This is a genomic window from Thalassoglobus neptunius (assembly GCF_007859735.1).
Classification (GTDB): Bacteria; Planctomycetota; Planctomycetia; order Planctomycetales; family Planctomycetaceae; genus Thalassoglobus; species Thalassoglobus neptunius.
Map to the genome: position 1 here is coordinate 114,342 of NZ_SIHI01000002.1, position 19,805 is coordinate 134,146.

Here is a 19,805-nt window from a genome sequence, read left to right on the forward strand (position 1 = left end):
GTCGAATCAACTATCGGGTCAAGCCGACTCGGTCGATCGAGGTGACAAAGTACATTGGCTTGCCGAGAGAATCTTTCATAACCGGATCGACTTCACCGGAGACCTGAACGATCTCGCCCTCCTGAAGATTTTCCAGGGCTGGGCTTTTGGCGAGAGACAAATGCCCTGAAAACGGATCGTTCTGCTCAGGCCTTTCCGAGTACGTCACACCCCAGATTCCGGTTGGCTCGTCGAGACTGGCCACTCCCCGAATCCAGCGAAACTTCTGTTCGTGATCAAAGACTCCCAACTCTGCGTCAGGCACCTTTTGAGCATTGAACTCCAGTGGAAGTGCTTGCGGTGCGGTTCCCCCGCCTGACTGACTGGGTGCCGGCTGGGCAAACGGATCTTCCTGAACCGATCCCCCTTGAGGCGATACTTGGACGGGAGGAATAAATTGTGGAGCATCAGCGGGGAAGCTATTGATCTCAACCGCATTCGACATCGGGTCCATTTGGACGGGAGCACTATTCACAGAGGAACGGCTGGCTTCCGGAGCCGGGCTGTACGGTGGGAACTCGGTGTTGCCGAATGCTGCATTGCTCTCGCGCAGAGGCATTTGAACCGGTTGGACCGGCTGAGCTGTGTCAATCTGCGAATGGTTGGCAGGCGAAATCGGGGACTCATACGTCGACGAACCGGAACTGTTCGGGTAGAAATTTGTTCCGCTCGAATTGTACTGGCCAGGCACGGGAACCTGATCGTTTGACCCGGAATTGTAAGGCGGGGCGTCCGTTCCATTGTTTGGAATGGGCTGTAGCCCTCCTCCAGATCCTTCGTACGTGGAGCCCCCTTGCGGGACGACCAGTCCGGGCGAAACGGTTCCATTCGGAACAGTCATTCCGGGCTGATATCCAGGATATCCACCCTGATACTGCCCCCCAGGGTATGCACCTCCGCCATATGGGCTGGGAGAATATCCGCCGTAATAGGGGTTTGGTCCGTAAACGCATCCCGTCAGCATCGTCAAGCAAAGACATGCACAAGGGAACGCGGAACGTATGATCAAGACCGATCGCATCATCCTTAACCTCGGTCGTGGAGGGAAAGAGAGAACTGAATTCGTCGTCAGTGGAAATCTCTGTCAGTGAGGGGAGTCAATGAAGGGAGAAGTCGGGGGCAACGAGCGAACCAATGGTTCCGGAGACCTCATTCCAACAAGGCCATCCAAATTCGATTCGGCCAATCCTGCCGAACTTCCAGCGGGGTTGTAACCGGACTGCTTGTTTGGTGTCCAGATCGTTTTCCATGGAAAACATGCCATCATTTGTATTTTTTGAGGATTTCAAGGGCCTTTTTTGCACCAGAGCCGCACCTGACGCCCCTTGACGGTGAGTGAGAAATTTTGAGAGAACGCCGCCTCCCCTCCTTACGCTGGGCGTTCGCCCGAATGAAAACTCCCTTTTCACTCCACAATCCGCTCCGTCGCAGTGCTCAGTCACCACCGACTCGAATCTGCAAAACGATTGGGATCGAACATGACGTTCCGCCCGTATTCGACCGTTCTCATTCTGCTCGCACTCTCTGTTTGTGCTCCAGGATGCACGAATCTCCTTGCTCGTCGCGCCATTGTCAGCTTCTCTGAAAGCCTGCAATCCGACGATCTCGAGAAGATTCGAGCAACGACCTCGGATCAATTCGCTTCGAAAGCTCTTCGAAAACCCGAAGCTGTCAACGACCTGAAGATGATGCGTGTTCCGAAAGGGGACGTCGAAATCATCAGCATGGAAGAAGTGAACGAAACAACGAAGAAAGCGACCGTCCAGGTCGGAACGAAGGAGCAACACAAGATTGTTGACTTCCAACTCAAGCTCGATCCTCAGACCAGTAAATGGGTCGTCGATGACGTTGTGATCGGTCAACTTGACGATCGCGGCAAAGAGATTCGCCGTTCGGTCACAGAACAAATGGACCTCCTGTTGTCGTGTCGCGAATTCATGGCGGACTGGCATGAAGGTTCACGGGAAGTCAAACTCAGTCACTGTACGGAAGAACTCCGAACCGAACTCGACAAGCTTCCGCCCACCTGGTTCAACAAACTCACAGCAGATATTGTCGGAACAGACCGCAGAAGCTCCTTCCGACCGGATGCCCGCCTCAACGGCGATCGTGCTGTCGTGCGGGTTCCGCATACTGACGGAAGCCTCTTCATCGAATTCCATTCTGTCGACGGAAAATGGAAAGCACAGAACCTTGCGGTGGAACCCAAGGACGAAGACTCCACTGGCGTCCGATCTCTGGCCAAGCTGGCAGCCTCACTCAATCAAACTGCCGGGTTCCTCACTGCGTTTGCCGCAGGAGACTCTGTCGAAATCGAAGACTATTCATCACCGGACTTCTACTCAAGATGTCTGATGTCCGGCGACTTCCAGGACATTCCTCTCCCGCTCGAACAAGTCATCAAGGCGGAGTATGAATCCAAACAGTTCCAGGATCACAGCGAGCTTCTGCTGGAATCCGACAACGCCACTTACATGGTGACCCTCCGTCATATCGATGTGACAGAGAAGGGAACGACCAAAACGAGAACAGAAACTCGCGTCGACGAGTTAACCATCTTCGAAGAGGATGGAAAGAGCGTGAAGAAGGTTTCGGCGATTCTGCTGTCCAACACCGTTGTTAATCTCTTTGTCGAAGCATTGCTTGATCGGGACTTAAAACAGCTCCGACAGCTTTCGAGCAACGACTTCAACAATCGCGTCTGGAAACGAGAAGCGGCCCGCCACTTTGTGATTCTCCCTTACCCCGCAATCGATCCCGGGGAACCGGAAGTCTTTGCAACAGCATATCGCGGCGACGTCACCGAAATCTCTGTCGAGCAGGGATCGATCCCAATGACCTTCGTCCTTCGCCTGAGCGACGACATGATGGTCGTCGACGATGTGATCATCCCCGATCATCGATATCGCCCGTCGCTGAAAGCCAATCTTGAAATGATTCTTCCCATCTACGAGTTTGCCTCAGCGGTTCAGCAACGCGATGTCGATCGCCTGATCGAACACTCCGGAAACAGCCTCGATCAAATCGTCTGGAAACAACTGAACTTTGTCCCCGACGTCTCACAGCAACTCGTTCGACCACTGATGAGTGAAGTCGTCAAAATCCGAGTCGAAGAAGACTGGACAACCGTCCACACAAGCGATGGTGTGACAAATGCCGAGATTCGACTCGTCGGCGAGGGACAATTCTACCGGATTCACGATATCGTGGTCTCCAGCGAACAAGACTCTACTAGACAAATGGCCTTCCTCGGAACGCTACGATCGATGATTTCGGAAGGAATCCTTCTTCCAAACGGGGCAAAACCACGATCAATCATGCATGCCAATGTTCCGAAAGCAACGCCTGTCCAAACCATTCAACAGACGAGTTTCGAACCGATCGAACGAGAAGTCTACGAGCAGTAACATTGACTTTGTGACCTGTCCGTCCACCGATGTTGACAGTCTTCCCAAAGTCTCGCGGACCGTCGAACAAATAGGAGGATTAGAGGGGTTACGAGCTTCGAGTTCTAACCCCGAGTTGATTGCAATCCGAAAAGACCTTTGACGGTCTGTTCATAAGAGTCGTATAGTCAAGGTGGGACCAAACGGGATTCCCGTTCGACGGCCTGTTCTCATTTCGCAGCAGCGACTCCCTGCCTCAACAGACTTCTCAGATTCGCAATCACATGTCTTCTGACTCCCAGAACCCAAAACCCCGCATCAGCGGTTGGATCAATACTGATCTGAAAGCTCTGGGGAAGTACGACATCACTCGATGCCTCGGCGTTGGGGGCATGGGAACGGTTTTCCTCGCCACGGACCGCGAACTGAACCGCACAGTCGCTCTCAAGGTCTTATCAAAGGAACGGGCTGAGAATGCGATTCTCGTCCGCCGATTCAAATCGGAAGGTCAAGCTGCGGCTCTGTTATCTCACCCCAACATGGTGGGTGTTTACGAAGCTGGCGAAGCAGACGGATTTTTCTATCTCGCCCTTGAGTACGTCGACGGAATCGACGTGCACAATCTGCTTCGCAAGCGACTTGTCATTCCTGTGAAACGCAGCCTTGCGATCGTAAAGCAAGTTGCTGCCGCTCTTCAGGTCGCCCATGAGAAGCGGCTTGTCCATCGCGACATCAAGCCAGCGAACATCATGATTGCCCGGGACGGGACTGTGAAACTCACAGACCTCGGACTCGCTCGCTCACTCGACAACACTCTCGACACCTCCATCACTCGCGACGGAACGACGGTCGGGACGATCGACTACATGTCTCCCGAACAGGCTGCTGACAGTAAGAAGACCGACATTCGCAGCGATCTCTATTCGCTGGGCTGCACGTGGTATCACATGTTGACCGGGCATGCTCCGTTTCCGAACGGAGACCTGACAAACAAACTGGCCGCTCATGCGAAAGCGCCTCCTCCTGATCCTCGCGACGAGAATCCTGATGTTCCGGAAGCGGTTGTTGCCGTCATTCATCGATTAATGGCCAAACAGCCCGGTGAACGATATCAGACTCCCACGCAACTTCTCGACGATCTGAACAGCGCGACTCTTCTAATGTCACAGGACTCTGAGAATCTTCTCGCAGTCTTGATGGAAGATGACTTCGAAGACGACGACGAATCCGGGTCTTTTGTCGTTCAGGCAGAAGATCAGGCGGAACTGCTGAAGAAGAAACCAACACACACGCCGTCGCCAACAACGGTTCAAAGAGTTCGTAAGGAACGCCCCGAATCGACAGAACCGGACGGCTCGGACTCCGTCGCGATTCCAGTCCCGGATTCGGAGGAGTTTCGGCCTCCCGCTCGACGTGCGCACGAGCAGTCGAAATCCAAACGTCCCGACTCGAAGCCGAAGACTCCCACTCGATCCCGTCCTTCGTCATCGAGCGAGAAGGCGTCTCCCAAGACCAAACCTGAAAACAAGGTCGCGAGAAGCAAACTTCCTTCAAAAAACACTCCGCCCAAAGCGAAGAACTCACCACCGAAGCAGCCGCGAAAGAGTTCCAAGTCGTCGTCCAAACCCAAGTCGAAAGTTCTTCCGCCCAGAAAGAAGAAGCACGCCGACGCTTCTGAACCAAAGCAACCCAAAGGTTCGCGGAAGCCGAAAGTCACTTTGAACTGGACACGTCTCGGAGTCATTGCCGGAGGTCTGCTTGCACTTCTCATCCTGATCTTCATCGTCGTCCGATCGTTCGACAACAGCGGAGAGATTCCGCAAACGAATCCGTATGGGGACAACTATGACTCGCCGCTGAATTCGGAGAATGACCCGCCGTCTTCTCCGTCGACTTCCGATTCGCCCCAACTAAGTTCTGTCGACACCAAAGCTCCTTCGGAAATCGATCCCGCTTCCCCATCGGAGGCCGAGGGCGTTCCGACTGTCGCTGCCGCAAATGACGAATTGAGGGACCGAAGACGTCTTCCGGAATGGATGAATCCGAATTGGAAAGTCCCGCCGCTGAACCGTCAGGCAACGGTCGTGGTTCGTCCGGGAGCACACGTGACCGCCGAGTCAGCCCCCAGCCTGAACACAGCCCTTCAACAAGCTTTCCGATCGAAGACAACGATCGATGTCTCCGCCGTCAAACGCGAATCGTTACAACCTCAACAAGTCACGGTGCCACAAACCCTTCAAATCACTTCCAGTCGCGAACCGCCGGTCTTCGTCGTTCATAAAAACTCGGAATCGAGTTCAGAACCCGCGACCAATCGTTGGATCAGCTTTTCAGAAGGCGCCGTGCAGATTCACGGCGTCCATTTTTTTGTCTGCAATTCGGAACCATCAACTCCTTTATCCCTGTTTGAACTCAATAGCTGCGAACTCACTCTGACGCAGTGTCGTTTCACGATCATCGGTGAGGGCGCAGTTGAACTCATCACGACGTCTCCCAATGCAAAACGTCCCAATAATGTCGTCTTCGAAGACTGCATGGTCAGCGGGGAGAACATCAGCTTGACCGGTTCCGCTCAGTCTTCCCTCGGCATCAGTGCCCGTAATTCGGTGTTCCTCAGTGAGTCTGGATCGATTTGCTCCGCAGGAAAAACTGATTCAACTCGTCCAACGTCGACGCTCACCGTTGTTCTTTCCAACTGTCTGGCAGCTACGAGAGACACGCTATTCGACTTGACCGGAATCGATACAACTGCCGATCAACGCTCTCCTTCAATTCGCATCGGCATCGAACGCTCCCGGTTAGAAAACCTCACCGAGAATCCAGCAACACTTCTGAACGTTCGAAACTGGTCCGGAACACCAACCTGGAACCTTAATCAGCTCCACGAGAACGGAATTGATTTCTTTGTGACGGACTCCATTCTCGGCCAATTCAACTTCGCAACATCTTCTGAGTCCTCAGAGAATCAGCATCCCGAACCCGTTCACTGGGAAGCGATCGAAGCTCCACAAACCATCGACGAGAACGTCACCGCATCGAGTGCAAGCTGTCTTCAGGACGTGCAGCTGGAGACGGTCACGATTTCTGGACTTGTGCAATGTGGCTTGTGTTCCCGTGAGCCGAGCGATTCCCGGAATCAGCCAATCGGCCCGTCCGCTGCGAACATCCCAGTGGTCCCTTCGAAAGTCATCGAGAGAGAACTTGCCATCCTTCGCATTGCGGATCTGGCCTCGGAAGAACTTGCCTCCAACACCAAGACGGTGAAGTTCGATCTGAATGGGAATCGAAAACTGCAGAGCTTCCTCGACAGCAACGATTGTCCGAATGGCTCGACCGTTCTGCTAAGCGGCTCCGGCTTAGTTCAGGCTCCACCAATCACACTGACGAACAGACAACTGACTCTCCAATTTCAATCAACTTCCGAAACTCCTCTGCAGGTCGAACCCGCTTCCGGTGACAACTCGCAGCCCATGTTTCACATTCAGGGCGGACTCATCAAATTCGTGGAGGGAGATTTTTCGATCCCTCGAACACGGGGAACAGAAGAGACAGCCCAGTTTGCAATGCTCTCAAACGGAGCAAGAATGGAAATCGTCCGGACGAATCTTCGAACCCGAATGCAATCCACTTCTGTTGTTCCCACGATCAACATCACGAACGCTTCGACGAACGCCAGCCGATCTTCGCCGGACCTGACGATCCGCGATTCAATGTTCACGGGTTCCGGCCCCATCATCCAGACCCAAGACGCGAGTGCTCGAATTGCAGTTCGCAACTCAATCCTCTCCAGCGGGGGCGATCTGTTTCAACTCGGACCGAGTCCAACACCTGCTGACTTGTTGATTGACCACTGCACCTTGAGTGCTGCCCGTGCATTGGTTCGAATTCCGACCGACGAATCAACTCGACAATGGACAGTGCTGATGACCGATTGCGTGATCGGTCCTCCAACATCGCAATCCACAAGTTATGCCCTCGTCGCGGGGACCTCTCAAACAGGACTCAAGAACCAGTTGAACTGGTTTGAATTGCGAACCGCCCATGCCACGGTCCCACGCACTCTCGTCGCCGCCACTCCTCCGCTGACCGGTGATCTCGAAACAGACTGGAAACAATTCTGGAGCCCGCACAACGTGATCGACGTGATTGAAGGTCCCCAAGCTGTGCTTTTCCGGGAAGTGAGTCCTTCGGAAACCAGATTGAGCCCGGCCAGCTTTCAACTCATGCCAGACAGCCTCGCTGCCCGCTGGGGTGAAGATGGAACCGCAATCGGCGCAACAACAAGTCAGATTGGTCCACCTCAGCCAGCTGCTGAAACGAAATCTGAACGCAAAGGCCCCGAACCGGTCACGCTTCCGCCAGCACGCTTTTAAGCGAGTGCTGCATGCGTCGCTCTCTTGAACACTCTTCTGAACATTCTTCAATGAGCACATGCGTCCCGCGCGACAGGGACTCAATTCGCGCCGGTCACGTCTCAATCAATCAACGCGTCTGAGCATCAGGAGACGGAACTCGATCGCTTCATCTCCCGGAATTTCGAGGGCTTTCAAAACGAGTTGACCGGGTCCCTTTTTGAGGGTGATCGTCCCCATTGAAACTGGAAGAAATTCTTTCACGTACGACTCCTGTCGCTCCACGCGATCTTCCTCGGCTCCGACAACAGGGGGATCGTTCGGCGTTTCAATACGAGTCATGACGCTCGAGTCGCCGCAGGAAAGTTCCATCACACAGCCGACGTCGTCGGCTTCACATGTGTAATACAGATCGACCTGAAATTCACCATCTTCGACGACTTCGACATCCCATTGAATGGCATCGTCCACACTGACCCAGTTTGTGAAGTAAGAGCAATTCGGAAAGCGGTTCGACCGTTTGATCGTTCCGTGAGCAGTCCCGTCGCGGGCCGGGATTTGCGTCGCTTCGAAATCCGGATGGCCGACGAGAAACGGTCGGTCGTCCTGATCGTAGCCTTCCAGAACGGTCTGTTTCCACTCCTCGACTTGAGCTTTCAATTGCTTCGCGACCTCGGGAAACTCCGCCGCGACATTCTCTTTTTGACCGGGGTCGGATTGCATATCGAAAAGCTGTCCCTCGTGGTCCAGTCGGAAACGCTGTGTTCGAGCACTGACTCGATTTCGCCAATGCGAGAAAATCGTCCGGTCCGACCACGACGTATTTTCTCCCGTCAGCAATGGGTTCAGGCTGATCCCATCCAGCTCTGCCGGGTGGCCTTTGAGATCGATGCCGCACATGTCAGCAAGAGTGGGAAGCAAATCGATCGCGCCGACGATTTCCGTGATGACCTCACCCGCCGGGATTTCTCCGGGCCAGCGAATCAGGCACGGCGACCGGACTCCTCCCTCATCCGTGGAACCTTTGCGACCTTTCATTCCGCCGTTCCAGCGGTTTCCATTCGGTCCGTTGTCACAGAAGTAGACAACAATCGTATTGTCCGTGAGATCACGCTCTTCAAGCTTCGCGAGAAGTCGGCCGACATTGTCGTCAATATTCTCACACATCGCCAAAGCCGCTCGTGTATGACCGATGTTTTCTTTCCCTGGATTGTCGCTGCGCATCTCCAGTTTCTGACTACGATGACGATCCCAATACTTCTGTGGCACTTGCATGGGAGAATGAGGGGTATTGTATGGCAGATAGACAAAGAAGGATTCGTCCTGATGCTTGTCGATGAATTCCATCGCCCGAGTCGTGAAGTCATCAACGGTGAACCCGTTTCCCTGAACAAGCTCTCCGTTGCGTTCCAGCATCCAGTCGAAATAATGTCCCCAGTGTCCGGAACAGAATCCGTAGAACTCGTCAAATCCCCGGCCGTTGGGATGATAAGGATACTGCATTCCATTGTGCCATTTCCCGAACGCGGCTGTCTGATACCCCGCCTCTCGAAAAACATCCGCGATCGTTTTCTCATTGAGATTCATCCGCTCCCCACCGGCGGAGGTGCTGTAAACTCCGCTTCGAGGGTGATACCTCCCAGTCAGAAACTCAGCCCGAGTCGGGGAGCAAACCGGACAGACATAAAAACGATCAAACCTCGCTCCGTCAGCTGCCAGTGAATCGATGTTTGGAGTCTTCAGATTTGTATTTCCATTGAGGCTGAGATCTCCCCATCCCTGATCGTCCGTCAGAATGACAACGACATTCGGCCGAGAATTCGCCGACGAATCAGCCTGTGCAGCTGCAGCCTGAAACCCATCACACATCAAAATTTTCAAGACACAGACACATGCGATGCACAACTGTCGCCAGCGGGATTCAGACATAACGCGAACTCTTTCCGTAAACAAAGGAGCGAGGGTGTTCTCTAAACAGCAAAACGGACTTGAAGCAAAGCCATTCATGAACCGCTTGAGAAAGTCGCAAGACGTTCATGGCTTCCATTCTGTTCGAGTCGAGATAAAGGGTCAATCGGCCACTATAGTTCAAACTGCGAATTCGATATTGTGCTGAAGATGACACCGACACACTCTCCATCTTCAAATGCCTCTCAAACGTGGGTTGCGATTCAGCGGAACCCGAAGTCCGGTTCTGGACGTCAGGTCCGCGAGATCAAAGAGCTCATCGCGGAACTGCGAAATCGTGGAATTCGACCGAGGCTGTTCTCGCGTCGAAATGAACTCGACGAAGCAGTAGCGAAATGTTCGGCAACGCAGCCTCTGTGCGGAATCGTCGCTGCGGGAGGAGATGGCACGCTGCTGGATCTGATCAATCGACACCCGAAGATTCCGATCGCCGTCTTGCCGCTCGGTACGGAAAACCTTTGTGCCAAGTATCTGGGAATTCCAAGAAGCGGCTCTTCCGTCGCGAAGATGATTGCCGAGGGACACACCTCGCAATTCGATATTGGAAGTCTCACCTCGACTCCGGTCCTCGATCAGCAGAGTGTGGAACCCGAGTCTTCGTCCGAAGCGGAAGTGTCACAGCGATTCATTGTGATGGCAAGTATTGGATTCGATGCTGCGGTCATTCACAACATGCACGCCCATCGCCGTGGCAACATTCATCGCCTCAGCTACCTCACTCCCATCGCTCAGGTTCTTAAGAGTTACAGCTATCCAGAGCTTCGAGTGTATGTTGATGACGATCCTCTTCCGATTGTTGGACGGAATGTGATCGTTGCAAATCTCCCGTCTTACGCTCTTGGGCTGCGAGTGGCTTCAAATGCCGAGGGGACCGACGGAGTTCTTGATGTTCGCGTCCTCCAGCAGGGATCGCTACTGGGCATGTTTCGATACCTGGCCCTGATTTATTACCGACGTCACGAACGTGTGAAAGATGTCATTTCACGACAAGGATCACAAATTCGAATCGAGAGCGACGAGCCCAGCCCAATTCAGATCGACGGAGATCCCGCCGGCATGACGCCAGCCACAATCACAATTGAAAAAAGAGCCGGGGAACTCTTCGTCCCCGACTCTTTCAAAAGCTCTGCCGTCAGTCAGCAATAACGAAATCAGTCGGACGCATCAGACTGAGAACGATCTCACTCTCCATCGACTGTTCGGAATTGCTGCTTCCAGCTGTCGTCCTTTTCTGACATGTCGCTCTCGTCACCGTATTCGGTGATCAGGCCGGTCAGTTGACCTTTCAGGTTTTCGATCACTTCGGCGTATTGCGGATTGTCGTATTCATTGAGCAATTCGTCGGGATCTTTTTCGAGGTCGTAAAACTCCCATTCCCCGAACTGATAGAAGTGAATCAGCTTGTAGCGATCGGTACGAATTCCATTGTGTCTGGCAACCATATGGACACTGGGGTACTCGTGATAGTGATAGTAAATCGCTTCACGCCAGTCGTCCGGAGTTTCGCCTTTCAGCAGTGGAACGAGCGACTGCCCCTGCATGTCTTCGGGAACTTTCGCCCCAGCGATGTCGAGAAATGTTTCAGCATAGTCGAGATTCTGAACGAGGTCGGTATTGATCGTTCCGGGAGGAGTGACGTGCGGCCATTTCACGATCAATGGCATTTTGAGTGACTCTTCGTACATCCATCGTTTGTCATACCATCCGTGATCGCCCAGATAGAAACCTTGATCAGATGAGTAGATGACAACGGTGTTGTCCGCCAAACCTGCTTTTTCAAGATAAGCCATCAGCTGCCCAACGCTGTCATCCACACCGCGAATACATCGCAGATAGTTGCGAATGTAACGATGGTACTTCCATCGCACGAGCTCTTTCCCGTCGAGATTGAGCTTCTTCAACTCGTTGTTTTTTCGGTCGAAAACGGCATTCCAAGCTTCGAGTTGCTCGGGCGTCATCTTCTTCAGATTGCGGAAACCGGAACGGTCCGTGGATTTGCCTTCATCAGGATTCCATCCGTGAAGTGGCGGACCGAAACAGTCGAAGACGATGTTGAGATGCCCGTCGATCTCCATTTCCTGAAAACGTGCCGGGCTCGCGTTGTCTTCCCAGTTGTCGAACAATGTTGCAGGCTCGGGGATGTCGACATCGTCGTACAGTTCGAGATATCGAAGAGGCGGCATCCATGTCCGGTGCGGTGCTTTGTGCTGGCACATCAACATGAATGGCTTGTCTTTGTCGCGATCGTTTTCGAGCCAGTTCAGCGCCATGTCCGTCACGAGATCGGTGCAGTACCCTTCAACGGTTTCTCGTCCGTCTTTCGAAATGAAGACCGGGTTGTAGTAATCCCCCTGCCCCGGCAAGACCTTCCAGAAATCGAATCCTTGAGGATCTGTTCCGAGATGCCACTTCCCAATCATGGCTGTGGAGTACCCGGCTTTTTGGAGCAGTTTCGGGAAGGTCTGTTGATCCCCGTTGAAGCGGTCGGAGTTTTGGCGAAATCCGTTGATGTGGCTGTGCTTGCCGGTCTGAATCACCGCTCGACTCGGCCCACAAATGGAGTTCGTGCAGAAGCTGTTTTCAAAGACCATTCCTTCCGAAGCAAGCCGGTCGATGTTGGGTGTCGGATTGACTTCCTTGAGCCATCCGTCGTAGGCCCCAATTGCATGGGGTGCGTGATCGTCTGTAAAGATGAACAGAATGTTTGGTCGATCGGCGGATTCAGCCCGTCCACACAGGACGAACAACAGCATGACCAGCGGCGCGACGCGTTTCATGATGAGACTCTATTTACTGATATGTGAGTGACAGAATGCGACAGGTTCTCCCCATCGAATTCAGTCGATTGAAATGTATCTGAAAACAACTCGTTTCCGAATTCTGCGAATTGTTCGTGACAACTCCGAAGTGTCGATGCTCCTCGAACGTCAATGACTCTCAGTCTCTTCACCGGCAGGAACGACATAAAAGTCTTCCGCTAACCACTTCGAGACCATTTCCAACTCCTGATGAGTCATCTGATCGGCGAATCCGGGCATCGCGTTGTTTCCGTACTCTCCAGCGTAATGTGCTTGAGGATCGGCCACCATTTGCAGAACCCACTCTGTTCCACCGTACCCGGTCAAGACAGGTTGCAAGTCCTCGGAGAGTGCTTCGTCTGCGAGAATCCATCGGTCAGAAAGCCCGGTCGGATCAACAACAACGGGATGCATGCTGTGACAGTCGACACAGGCATCGACTGATCCATTGGTGAGTTCCCCAGTGGTGAAGATTTCCATTCCGCGAAGAACGACTTCACTTTCGGGAGAAAGAGCATCCGGTCGTTGACTTTGAGTGTAAAGGAACTCGACGAGAGCTTCGTAATCGTCGGCGTTTTCCGGAGCGGTCAGTGTTTCAGCGTTGGAATCGGACCAGTCCTTCATCGAACCTTCGAGGATTGCCTCAGCTGCTTCTCCGCGATTACCTTCAATATTCGCCAAAGCTGCGAAGTGACCACCGAAGTCGGTCAGAACTGAGCGAATCCAGTCGCGTGATCCGAAGTCAATCTGATCGCGAATATGTGGATCGGCAAGACCGGGCGCTTGCGGAGCTTCAGAGAAGTCGTCGAATCGCGACTCTGTCTGGTGACAACTCAAGCAATACTGTTCGAAGATTTTGGGGCCCTGCGTGAGAGGATCGTTCGCGAGAAGCAACGCCGCTCCAGATGGCGGAATTCCCGTTTTGGATTCCGCCAGCGCAACTGTTCTGGCTCCATCCCGATGAGCTTCTTCCACCGCTTGTCGAAAGTCACGTCCTTCCGGAGTGTCTGCGTACCAGTCTTCGTAATATGCCATTCCGGTCAGGACCCCCGCGATTCCCAACACGGACCACAAGTAGGCCACATTGAATCTGTGTCCCCACTTGAAGTACGCCGTGATCGGCATCAGTGCCAGAATCGTAAACAGGACTCCGGGAATGACGATGGCCCCAAGTGCTTCGCCGAGATGGGTCGCTTCTCCCCACTGGCTCACAAACTCGAACTGAAGGAACTTGAACAGGAACAGGTAGTACCACTCTGGACGAGCGGCCGAATACGCTTCCGCAGGATTCGCTGGTGCTGTCAGTTCGGCTCCGTGCCAGTACAAGGTCGCCCCCATAATGGCAGCCAGGACCGCGAGGCAAGCGACTCCGTCTTTCAAGATCTGATCCGGCCAGAAGACACCATCTTCTTCTCCCTCGTTCTTGATGGCGTGCAGAGCATGTCTTCTGAAAACGTAGATGTGTAATCCGAGGAACATCACCAGAAGGGCCGGAAGAACTCCAGCATGCAGCGCGAAGAAGCGTGTGAGAGTATGGTTTCCGTAACTCGGTCCGCCTTGGACGAGCTGTTGAATCCAGGGACCGACAAACGGAGCCGATCCCATGATTTCAGTCGCAACACGGGTCGCGTAGTACCCTTTTTGATCCCAGGGAAGGAGGTATCCCGTGAGCCCCAGAAACATCACGATCTGCATCAGCACGAGCCCGAGCCAGAAGTTTACTTCACGCGGGGCTCGATATGCTCCGTCGATCACAACCTGCATCAGGTGGAGGATCAGAAGAATCATCATCGCCTGGGCAGCGAAGTGGTGAATCCCTCGCACCACCCAACCGAAGACCATCTGATGCTGAATGAAATAGACGCTCTCCCACGCCGTCGTTGCACTCGGGCTGTAGGCCATCCAGAGACAAAAACCTGTGATCACCTGAACGAAGAAGGTGAAGGTCAACGTGCTGCCCCAGACATAGCGCCACTTGGCGCCTCCCGGAATCGGCTCGTTGAGCGCCTCGTGCATCAGGTCACGATATCCGGTTCGATGATCCAGCCAATCCAACAGACGCTTCATTGTCTTACCCAAGCTTCGAGATTGTTCGTCATTGTCAAACAGTGAGGAGAATCAGACGGGAATTTTTTCAGCGGTTCCCGCTCGGAAATTCTCGAACTTGACCCAAATCTCGTTGTCGTTTCGCACCTCGACGTTCAGCGTGTCCAATCCACGAGGGGGAATTTCATTGCTCCGTTCCCCGTCGAGGCTGAACGAACTGTCATGACACGGACAGATGAACGCATTCGCATCTGACTTGTAGTTCACAGTACATCCGAGATGCGGACAACTGGCGTTGAACGCTGTGACGCTCCGGTCTTCATCCATTTTCAAGTAAACCGCGCCGATGGCTGTCTCGGAGTAGGTTGTCCAGGCATCCTGCTTCGCGCCGGTCACCTTGTAGCTTCGCGGAGGACCGCCCGGCAACAGGCTGTTTGTCGAGCCGATGAACGTGAACCCGTCCGAGTCCTCATCCGAACTCTTCTTTTTGAGCAGCGGATTGAGAATGAAGCCTCCCCCAAAAACCAGTGGGACGGCTGTAATGACTCCGCCGACAAGAACAGCAACAAACTTCACAAGGAAGTTTCGTCGAGGAGGATTCGCCTGCTCAGTCGCATCGGGACTGTGTGTCTCTGTCATCTCGTTTGACCTTCATGATCTCGAACCGAGGCAAAATCATAGGGAGTTCAGCGTGAATTGTCAGCGAAATCAGTCGCTTTGAATCCGACTCAACATCGACTTCACGGAATCTTGGCGGAACTGGTCGGCTGAACGTACTGGCTCAGCCAGGATTGCTGCGAGGAGGGTAACACGTTTGGGAATAAAATCAGGTAGGGCTTGGGGCCTGCTGGAAAGAGTCTGCGAACGCCTTCAACAACGTTTCACGAGCCGTTTCCAGTGGGCCGGGGAGCATCGTGCCTGCAGCTTTCTGATGGCCACCGCCACCGAACTGTTCGGCAATGACGGCAACATCCATGTCGGAACGACTTCGCAAACTTGCCTTGATCCGACCGTCGAGTTGCTGAACGAGCATAAAGCCCGCTTGCACTCCTTCGACCGTCAGGCAAGTGTTGACCATTCCATCAGTATCTGCAGGATGCGCTTTAGTCTCTGAAAAGTCTTTACGAAGTGCAAACGTATGCGCGAGTCGGCCGTCGAATTCGACTTCCACCCGATTGAGCATAATGGCCTTCAACTTGAGTTGGGCAAGAGAAGACCGTTCGTAAAGCTCTCTGTACAAATCATTGGGCTGAACGCCGGAATCGATCAATCGTCCAGCTGCGCGATACGTCCGACCGTCGGCATTTGAGAACCGATACCAACCGGTATCCGTGGCAATGGCCGCGAAGAGAGCATCCGCTTGATGGCCTTGCGAAGGCTGTCCCATGAATTCCGCGAATTCGGAAACGAGAACTCCAGTGGCTGCCGCTGAGGAGTCTTTGAACTCGACCGCTCCCAGATCATCAGAGCTGACGTGATGGTCGATGACCACTTTCTTGGCGGGTGTCTTTTCGAGCACCTTCCCGACATCGCCCAGTTGCACCCACGCACTGGTGTCAAGAACGACGTGAACATCGGTATCGCACACCGATTCCGGAGTCACATTCTGACCGATTTTGACAACCCGCTGGTCAGGATCCAAAAACGAAAGATGATTTGGCGTCGCCGAAGGATTCACAATCCGGACGTCTTTTCCGAGTTGCAGCAGCAACTCAGCGAATCCAATCTCAGAACCGATCGCATCGGCATCAGGACGAACATGGCTGGTGAGGACAAAGCGTTGATGAGTTGAGATGATGTCGGCAAGCGCTTGCCAATCGATGGGCATAAAGATTCCTTGGAGCAGTTGTGTTTTCACTAAAAATTCGTGATCGTGGCAAGCCGCACATAATGTATTGTGAGCGAACGTTCAGTTCCATTCAATAATGGAGTGTTTGATGTCAAACGATGTCATTCTGTCGGATCAAGAGATTGAAAACGCACTTTCTGAGCTCCCAGGCTGGGAAGTTCGCGACAACTGGCTCCGACGAAAATACAAAACACCGGGCTGGCCTCATACTCTCATGCTGGCCAATACGATCAGCTACATTTCCGAAGCTGCGCATCATCATCCAGATCTGGAACTCGGATACGCACAGGTGGTCTTCAAGATTCAGACTCACCGCGTGAAAGCAATCACCGAGAGCGATGTGGCACTCGCGAAGAAAATTCACGAAGTTGTCACCTGGCTTCCGGGAGAAGACTCTCCTCTCGATGGGTATCCCAAAAGCTGGATCAAATAATCAGCGTCTTCCCCACTCACACTTTTGACTGGACTTCCGATCACTGCATTGAGCATGCATGACCACTTCTAGAAAGTACTCACATGTGGAGACCTTGGAAGTCGCGAAACCAAGACGCTAAAGCAGAATACGAAAAAGCTCGCGAACAGCTCCTGGAACGTGCGCCCATTCCCGTCCTCTGGTTGTTCGGAAAAACGGGAAGCGGAAAATCCTCCGTCGTGCGGTATCTCACCGAGTCCGACGACATCGAAATCGGTCCCGGTTTTCGGCCGCAGACCAAGTTCTCGTCGATGTACTCCTTCCCGGACGAAGATGATCCCATCCTCAAGTTTCTCGATACTCGAGGCATTGGGGAAGCTGAGTACGATCCGTCCGAAGACATCGTCGCGTTCGACAAAGTCGCTCATCTCATGATCGTGACAATCCGCGCGATGGACCATGCTGTCGATGATGTCTTTCGTTCGCTGTCGATCATCCGCGATGCTGTTCCCGATCGCCCCGTGCTCCTCGTTTTAACAGCTCTTCATGACGCTTATCCCGGTGAGCAACATCCTGAAGTCGACCCGTTCAGCGATGATCGGACACCTCTCCCGAGCAATTTGAATCCCGAATTACAACGTTCCCTCGAACTGCACTACAAACGATTCGATGGCCTCTTCGACAGAGCTGTTCCGATCGATCTGACTCCTCCGCATGAAGGGTTCCACGAACCGAACTTTGGCGGAGAGCGACTCAAGAAGGCCATTCTCGATTCGCTTCCGGCGGCGTATCGTCAAAACATCCTTCAAATGAACGAGCTCCTTGAGCCAGTCACGACACTCGCCAAAGAAAGAACCATGCCCACAATTCTGGGCAGCAGCAGCCTCGCCGCAACCGCCGCAGCGGTCCCGTTTCCGTGGGTGGATATTCCCGTTGTTCTTGGTATCCAAACACACCTCGTCTACAAGCTGGCGAGCATGCACAACATCCCCATCGATGCCGCCACGATCGCTCAAGTGTCTGGAGTCATGGGAGGACGCGTTGCGGTCACAATGGGCATTCGAGCCGGACTCAAATTCATTCCATGGGTCGGGATGGCCGCGAATTCCGCAGCTGCATTCGCGTTTACGTTCGCAACCGGAATGGCATGGAACTGGTACTTTACAAGCGTCGCTCAGGGACACGTCCCGCAGGAATCGGAACTCAAAGAAGTCTTCCAAAGCCAAGTCAAACGGGCCTCCCAAGTGTGGCGAACTTCCCAATCCGAGTGAGATTCGTTTCACTCAATCATTCTGCGGTCAGAGGGCCCAGCACCTTGACAACCAATTCCATTCATTGATCTCATCGACGAATCAATTCGTTAAGACTGGACCGCTGAGTCAATTGCTGAATTATAATTATCCTTTCCCCATCCAACAGTATTTAAGAAGATTGGAGTGATGAATGAATCGCCTCGCACTCATTCTTGGAGTCATACTGCTCTCTTTGTGCTGGAACGCCACTGCTCGTTCTGCCGATCCCGAGTCTCCGCCGAACATCGTTCTGATCCTCGTCGATGATCTGGGATGGATGGATCTCTCGTGTCAGGGAAGCGACTACTTCCGCACTCCGAATATCGACGCACTCGCCGACGACGGAATCCGTTTCACCAATGCTTACGCTGCCTGTGCAGTCTGCAGCCCGACGAGATCAGCAGTCATGACAGGACGATACCCTGCCCGGGTCGGTGTGACTGACTGGATTCGTGCACGGTTTCAACGAGGCGGAATCGGAACTCCCGAGCAAAATCCCACGGAGTTTCTGGGCGGACCGAATAGGAAACTGCTCTGCCCTCCCAATCCATACTGGATGGAACACGAAGAGGTCACGATTGCAGAACTTCTCGCGCCACTGGGATACGCATCTTGCCACGTCGGGAAATGGCATTTGGGAGACCCGGAATGGTACCCAACACATCAGGGATTTGACGTCAACGTTGCCGGTTGCGATCTCGGTCAACCCCCTTCTTACTTCGCCCCGTACACTCATCAGCGTTACCACTTCGATGGTCAACTTGAACCCCGCAAGGAGGGGGAATTCCTGACACATCGAGAGGCTGACGAAGCGGCCAAATTTATTCGCGATCACAAGGATCAGCCGTTCTTTCTGAACTATTGCCCCTACGCCGTTCATACGCCCATCCAGGCGATTGAAGAGGTCGCAAAGAAATACGAACGAGAAGGCAAAACACCCATCAACGCCAAGTATGCCGCTCTCGTTGAAAGTGTTGATAATGCCGTCGGAACAATCATTGGCGAACTCGAAGAACTCGGCCTCACCGATCGAACTCTTGTCATTTTCACATCCGACAACGGTGGACTCATGGGCCCGACGAACAACGCCCCGCTCCGTTCAGGAAAAGGTTATGCCTACGAAGGTGGAATTCGCGTTCCTATGATCATGAAGTGGCCCGGTGTGATCCCTGCAAAGACGACCTCAGACGAACCTGTCATGAGTATCGATCTGTTGCCCACAATCGCAGCTGCAACTGGTGCCACCATTCCGAGCGACCGCACCATCGATGGCGAGTCCCTGCTGCCACTCGTTCAGTCAGGGGGAGAGGAAGCACTCGCAGAGAGAGTGTTAACCTGGCATTTCCCGCACTATCGTCACGCTCCGGGACCATATTCCATCATTCGATCAGGTGACTGGAAATTGATCCGCTGGGACGAAGGACCAGTCGAACTCTACAATCTCGACGAAGATCTCGGAGAAACGAAAAATCTCTCCGACGATTTCCCGGAAATTCGCGTAGAACTCAACGCGAAGCTTGATGCCGAACTTACGGCTCAAGGAGCCAAGATTCCGGTTCCCAATCCGAATTACCGTTAGTTCACGTTCTCCCTCAGTGAATGTTGCCGTTGATCAGTGAACGGAGCTGCCCGGTGCACCGTTTTCCGAAGATTTTGAAGTCCA

The 19,805-nt window shown here is 53.4% G+C and carries 12 protein-coding genes; 6 read left to right on the forward strand and 6 right to left on the reverse strand.

The annotated features are described in order from the left end of the window. Positions 1-10 precede the first annotated feature (10 nt). Complete coding sequence (locus KOR42_RS12515) at positions 11-1,063, reverse strand: hypothetical protein (RefSeq protein WP_231740898.1); 1,053 nt, start codon at positions 1,061-1,063, stop codon at positions 11-13. Positions 1,064-1,517: 454 nt separating this feature from the next. Here KOR42_RS12515 and KOR42_RS12520 point away from each other — a divergent pair, with 454 nt between their 5' ends. After that, positions 1,518-3,446 (forward strand): hypothetical protein, encoded by a 1,929-nt coding sequence (locus KOR42_RS12520; RefSeq protein WP_146510165.1) that lies wholly within the window; start codon positions 1,518-1,520, stop codon positions 3,444-3,446. A gap of 263 nt (positions 3,447-3,709) precedes the next feature. Next, positions 3,710-7,798, forward strand: a complete 4,089-nt coding sequence (locus tag KOR42_RS12525) for a serine/threonine-protein kinase (protein WP_146510166.1) — start codon at positions 3,710-3,712, stop codon at positions 7,796-7,798. Between the two features lie 105 nt (positions 7,799-7,903). Here KOR42_RS12525 and KOR42_RS12530 read toward each other — a convergent pair whose 3' ends face one another. After that, a complete protein-coding gene (locus KOR42_RS12530) occupies positions 7,904-9,706 on the reverse strand; it encodes an arylsulfatase (RefSeq protein WP_231740899.1) in 1,803 nt (600 codons plus the stop codon). Positions 9,707-9,895: 189 nt separating this feature from the next. Here KOR42_RS12530 and KOR42_RS12535 point away from each other — a divergent pair, with 189 nt between their 5' ends. Next, positions 9,896-10,891, forward strand: coding sequence for a diacylglycerol/lipid kinase family protein (locus KOR42_RS12535; RefSeq protein ID WP_146510167.1), 996 nt, complete (start codon positions 9,896-9,898; stop codon positions 10,889-10,891). A 35-nt stretch (positions 10,892-10,926) separates the two neighbouring features. Here KOR42_RS12535 and KOR42_RS12540 read toward each other — a convergent pair whose 3' ends face one another. The 4 genes from KOR42_RS12540 to KOR42_RS12555 all read right to left on the reverse strand — a co-directional run bounded on the left by KOR42_RS12540 (position 10,927) and on the right by KOR42_RS12555 (position 16,417). Continuing rightward, on the reverse strand, positions 10,927-12,522 hold the full coding sequence (locus KOR42_RS12540; RefSeq protein WP_146510168.1) for a sulfatase family protein: 1,596 nt from the start codon (positions 12,520-12,522) through the stop codon (positions 10,927-10,929). 150 nt (positions 12,523-12,672) lie between these two features. Next, positions 12,673-14,610 carry a cytochrome b gene (locus KOR42_RS12545; protein WP_146510169.1) on the reverse strand — a complete coding sequence of 646 codons (1,938 nt, stop codon included), beginning with the start codon at positions 14,608-14,610 and terminating at the stop codon, positions 12,673-12,675. 51 nt (positions 14,611-14,661) lie between these two features. After that, a complete protein-coding gene (locus KOR42_RS12550) occupies positions 14,662-15,228 on the reverse strand; it encodes a QcrA and Rieske domain-containing protein (RefSeq protein WP_146510170.1) in 567 nt (188 codons plus the stop codon). A 187-nt stretch (positions 15,229-15,415) separates the two neighbouring features. Continuing rightward, complete coding sequence (locus tag KOR42_RS12555; protein ID WP_146510171.1) at positions 15,416-16,417, reverse strand: DHH family phosphoesterase; 1,002 nt, start codon at positions 16,415-16,417, stop codon at positions 15,416-15,418. Positions 16,418-16,526: 109 nt separating this feature from the next. Between KOR42_RS12555 and KOR42_RS12560 the strand changes: the two genes are divergently transcribed. From KOR42_RS12560 to KOR42_RS12570, 3 genes are all read left to right on the forward strand, one after another. Continuing rightward, positions 16,527-16,871: a 4a-hydroxytetrahydrobiopterin dehydratase gene (locus KOR42_RS12560; RefSeq protein ID WP_197441124.1), complete on the forward strand. Its 345-nt coding sequence runs from the start codon at positions 16,527-16,529 to the stop codon at positions 16,869-16,871. An 83-nt stretch (positions 16,872-16,954) separates the two neighbouring features. After that, complete coding sequence (locus tag KOR42_RS12565; RefSeq protein ID WP_146510173.1) at positions 16,955-18,121, forward strand: GTPase family protein; 1,167 nt, start codon at positions 16,955-16,957, stop codon at positions 18,119-18,121. 172 nt (positions 18,122-18,293) lie between these two features. Then, the gene (locus tag KOR42_RS12570) at positions 18,294-19,721 is read left to right on the forward strand and encodes a sulfatase (protein WP_146510174.1); all 1,428 of its coding nucleotides are present in this window, start codon (positions 18,294-18,296) and stop codon (positions 19,719-19,721) included. Positions 19,722-19,805 lie beyond the last annotated feature (84 nt).

Coding starts and splice junctions, on each gene's coding strand:
- KOR42_RS12555 (WP_146510171.1), bottom strand. CDS start 16,417: ATGCCCATCGATTGGCAAGCGCTTGCCGACATCATCTCAACTCATCAA.
- KOR42_RS12550 (WP_146510170.1), bottom strand. CDS start 15,228: ATGACAGAGACACACAGTCCCGATGCGACTGAGCAGGCGAATCCTCCT.
- KOR42_RS12525 (WP_146510166.1), top strand. CDS start 3,710: ATGTCTTCTGACTCCCAGAACCCAAAACCCCGCATCAGCGGTTGGATC.
- KOR42_RS12565 (WP_146510173.1), top strand. CDS start 16,955: ATGTGGAGACCTTGGAAGTCGCGAAACCAAGACGCTAAAGCAGAATAC.
- KOR42_RS12535 (WP_146510167.1), top strand. CDS start 9,896: ATGACACCGACACACTCTCCATCTTCAAATGCCTCTCAAACGTGGGTT.
- KOR42_RS12520 (WP_146510165.1), top strand. CDS start 1,518: ATGACGTTCCGCCCGTATTCGACCGTTCTCATTCTGCTCGCACTCTCT.
- KOR42_RS12530 (WP_231740899.1), bottom strand. CDS start 9,706: ATGTCTGAATCCCGCTGGCGACAGTTGTGCATCGCATGTGTCTGTGTC.
- KOR42_RS12540 (WP_146510168.1), bottom strand. CDS start 12,522: ATGAAACGCGTCGCGCCGCTGGTCATGCTGTTGTTCGTCCTGTGTGGA.
- KOR42_RS12515 (WP_231740898.1), bottom strand. CDS start 1,063: ATGATGCGATCGGTCTTGATCATACGTTCCGCGTTCCCTTGTGCATGT.
- KOR42_RS12560 (WP_197441124.1), top strand. CDS start 16,527: ATGTCAAACGATGTCATTCTGTCGGATCAAGAGATTGAAAACGCACTT.
- KOR42_RS12545 (WP_146510169.1), bottom strand. CDS start 14,610: ATGAAGCGTCTGTTGGATTGGCTGGATCATCGAACCGGATATCGTGAC.
- KOR42_RS12570 (WP_146510174.1), top strand. CDS start 18,294: ATGAATCGCCTCGCACTCATTCTTGGAGTCATACTGCTCTCTTTGTGC.